This window comes from Pseudomonas sp. K5002, assembly GCF_013386655.1.
Taxonomy (GTDB): domain Bacteria; phylum Pseudomonadota; class Gammaproteobacteria; order Pseudomonadales; family Pseudomonadaceae; genus Aquipseudomonas.
Genome location: NZ_JACARK010000972.1, coordinates 1 through 3,171 on the forward strand (window position 1 = coordinate 1; position 3,171 = coordinate 3,171).

Genomic DNA, 3,171 nt, shown 5'->3' on the forward strand with positions numbered 1-3,171 from the left:
CGACGGTGACTTCAGCCTGCACGGCCTGACCGGGTTCGACCTGGTGGGCAAGACCGTCGGCGTGGTCGGCACCGGGCAGATCGGCGCCACATTCGCCAAGATCATGGCCGGGTTCGGCTGCCAGTTGCTGGCGTACGATCCCTATCCCAACCCGCAGGTCGAAGCCCTCGGCGCCCGGTATGTGAGCCTGCCGCAGTTGCTGGGCGAGTCACAGGTCATCAGCCTGCATTGCCCGCTGACGGCGGACAGCAAACACCTGATCAACGCCCAAAGCCTCGCCCATATGCAGCCCGGCGCGATGCTCATCAACACCGGGCGCGGCGGCCTGGTGGACACCCCGGCTCTGATCGACGCACTTAAGGACGGCCAGCTCGGCTATCTGGGGCTGGATGTGTATGAAGAAGAGGCCCAGCTGTTTTTCGAAGACCGCTCGGACCTGCCCCTGCAAGACGACGTATTGGCGCGCCTGCTGACCTTCCCCAATGTGATCATCACCGCGCACCAGGCCTTCCTGACCCGCGAGGCGCTGGGGGCGATTGCCGGCACCACCCTGGCCAACATCGCGGCGTGGGCTGGCGGGCAGGCGCAAAACCTCGTCGAAGGATGATCAGCGGTCACATAGCCGCGCCATGATGGGTAGCGGCGCATGATAGGATGCCGCGCCTATTTGGAGGATCCATGGCCGAACACGATTTCCGCTTCAGCTTGCTGAGCCCGCAACACACCCTGATCGAATGCCGGGCCCTGGTGCCGGGCCGTTATCAAGTCACCGGCAACGGTGGCTCGATCAAGAACGGCGACGTTCTGATCGTCACCCTGCGCGGCAGCAAAACCCTGTCGATGCGCCTGACCGTCGAAGGCGATGCGCGCTACTCCATCCGCCCGGCGGGCCAGTGGGTCGCCATGGCCCAGGGGCCGAAATTCGGCGAACTGGAGATTCACACCTGGAAGGTCAACTGCGACAGCTGCGACAACGTGCTGGAGTTTGAATTCGCGGTGGAAACCAAGCTGACCAAGGAGCCGCTGCAACCGGCCGCCACTGCACGGGTTACCGAGTTGGGCTGGGCCACCCTGGGTGACAAGCACCGCTGCCCGAAATGCCAGCAGGCCGCGCAATGAAAGCCCTGCTGATGCTGGCCGTGCTCGGCGCAGGCCTTGCGGGCTGCGCCAGCGACGAGGTCAAGCTCAAGCAGGATCACAGCTACGTAGTGGAATGGATCGGTGAGCGGCCGCTGATGGATTACGCCCACCTGACCGTGACCCTCGGCGCCGATGGCCGGGCCTATGGCAATGGTGGCTGCAACCATTGGTTTGCGCCCTACACCCTGGACGGCGACAAGCTGAGCTTCGGCAAGGTCGGCAGCACCCGCAAACTCTGCGCCGAAGCGCTGATGGAGCAGGAGCACCGCTTCTTCCAGGCCCTGCAGGGCGTGCAGCGCTGGGACATTTCGCCGATCGAACAGACCCGCTTCTGGCCGGCGGATGGCAAGCCGTTGCGGTTGTGGCTGGAAGAAGGCTGATCTGAAGGCGCAACACATCTAAATGTGGGAGCGGGCTTGCTCGCGAAAGCGGTGGATCAGTCGATGTATCCGGTGACTGCCACACCGCATTCGCGAGCAAGCCCGCTCCCACATTTTTTATCCGCGCAACGCCTTGAGCTTGGCCAACACCCCTTCCGCCGTCTGCTCACCCATCAGTTGCTCGCGCACCTTGCCCTTGTCATCGATGATGTAGGTCACCGGCAGGGCTTCACTGCGGGGAATGTCGAAGATCCCGTCCGGGTTCTGCGCCAGTACGGTGAACTTGATGCCCAGCTTCTCGCTGGCGCTCTTGAGCTCTTCACCCTGGACGTTGTCGAAATTCACCCCGAACACCCCCACCGACTGGCCCTTGAGCTGTTCGGCCAAAGCGTTGAGTTCCGGGATTTCGGTACGGCACGGGCCACACCATTCGGCCCAGTAGTTAACCACCAGCCATTGCTTGTCCAGGCGTTCGGCGGCCACTTTCTGACCATATTGGTCAACGCCATAATCATTGCCACAGCCGCTGAGCAGCAGTGTGCCGATGATTGCCAATGCGCCTAACAGTCGCCTCGTCATGGGGTAATCCTTCGTAAAAATGAACGTTGGCTGCGGCCTATCGCCTCTCATGGTTTAAGGACGCGGCGCAGCGCGGGTAGAATACCCGCCACCTTACGCAAGATGCGACCCGCACATGACCGATCTGACGCTTTATCACAACCCGCGCTGCTCGAAATCCCGCGGTGCGCTCGAACTGCTGGAAGCCCGTGGCCTCACACCGACGGTGGTGCGCTACCTGGAAACCCCGCTCGACGCCGCGCAATTGCAGGCCCTGCTGGGCAAGCTGAACATCAGCGCGCGGCAACTGCTGCGTACCGGCGAGGACGAATATAAAACCCTCAACCTGGGTGACACCAGCCTCAGCGAAGCACAGTTGATCGCTGCCATCGCCGCTCATCCGAAACTGATGGAGCGCCCGATCCTCGCCACCGCCGACAAGGCCGTGATCGGCCGCCCACCGGAGAACATCCTGGAGCTGGTTTCGTGAGTGCGCCGTATGTGCTGGTGTTGTATTACAGCCGCAACGGTTCAGTCAGCGAAATGGCCCGGCAGATTGCCCGGGGCATCGAGCAAGCCGGGCTTGAGGCGCGGCTGCGCACCGTGCCGGCCATCTCCAGTGAATGCGAGGCCGTGGCGCCGGACATTCCGGTCGACGGCCCGCTGTACTGCAGCCTCGACGACCTGAAGAACTGCGCAGGCCTGGCGCTGGGCAGCCCGACCCGTTTCGGCAACATGGCCGCGCCGCTCAAGTACTTTCTCGACGGCACCAGCAACCTGTGGCTGACCGGCGCCCTGGTCGGCAAGCCGGCGGGTGTGTTCACCTCCACCGCCAGCCTGCACGGCGGCCAGGAGACCACGCTGATGTCGATGCTGCTGCCGCTGCTGCACCACGGCATGCTGATCACCGGACTGCCCTACAGTGAACAGGCGCTGCTCGACACCAAGGGCGGCGGTACGCCTTATGGCGCCAGCCACCATTCCGGTGCCGACGGCAAGCGTGCGCTGGATCAACACGAGATCGCCCTGTGCCGCGCCCTCGGCCTGCGCCTGGCGAAGACCGCTGCGCTACTGGAGAACGGCCGTGGCCAGG

At 63.7% G+C, this 3,171-nt stretch carries 6 protein-coding genes; 5 read left to right on the forward strand and 1 reads right to left on the reverse strand.

Features of this window, described 5'->3' with window-relative positions; all coding sequences use genetic code 11:
* The 3 genes from HX846_RS31965 to HX846_RS31975 all read left to right on the forward strand — a co-directional run.
* Nucleotides 1–607 (forward strand): NAD(P)-dependent oxidoreductase (locus HX846_RS31965; RefSeq protein ID WP_306173179.1); only part of this gene is annotated, 607 nt, incomplete at its 5' end.
* A 71-nt stretch (nucleotides 608–678) separates the two neighbouring features.
* Nucleotides 679–1,119 carry a hypothetical protein gene (locus tag HX846_RS31970; RefSeq protein WP_004371378.1) on the forward strand — a complete coding sequence of 147 codons (441 nt, stop codon included), beginning with the start codon at nucleotides 679–681 and terminating at the stop codon, nucleotides 1,117–1,119.
* Nucleotides 1,116–1,520, forward strand: coding sequence for an META domain-containing protein (locus HX846_RS31975; RefSeq protein WP_004371380.1), 405 nt, complete (start codon nucleotides 1,116–1,118; stop codon nucleotides 1,518–1,520). Before HX846_RS31970 ends, HX846_RS31975 begins: the two co-directional genes overlap by 4 nt.
* Before the next feature lie 117 nt (nucleotides 1,521–1,637).
* On the opposite strand, the gene HX846_RS31980 is transcribed toward HX846_RS31975, so the two are convergent.
* The gene (locus HX846_RS31980) at nucleotides 1,638–2,099 is read right to left on the reverse strand and encodes a TlpA disulfide reductase family protein (RefSeq protein ID WP_004371382.1); all 462 of its coding nucleotides are present in this window, start codon (nucleotides 2,097–2,099) and stop codon (nucleotides 1,638–1,640) included.
* A gap of 115 nt (nucleotides 2,100–2,214) precedes the next feature.
* On the opposite strand from HX846_RS31980, the gene arsC reads away from it, so the two are divergent.
* On the forward strand, nucleotides 2,215–2,568 hold the full coding sequence (arsC, locus tag HX846_RS31985; protein WP_008435325.1) for an arsenate reductase (glutaredoxin): 354 nt from the start codon (nucleotides 2,215–2,217) through the stop codon (nucleotides 2,566–2,568).
* Nucleotides 2,565–3,171: NAD(P)H:quinone oxidoreductase (wrbA, locus tag HX846_RS31990; RefSeq protein ID WP_178966934.1), on the forward strand; the 607-nt coding region annotated here is incomplete at its 3' end. The genes arsC and wrbA, both read left to right, overlap by 4 nt.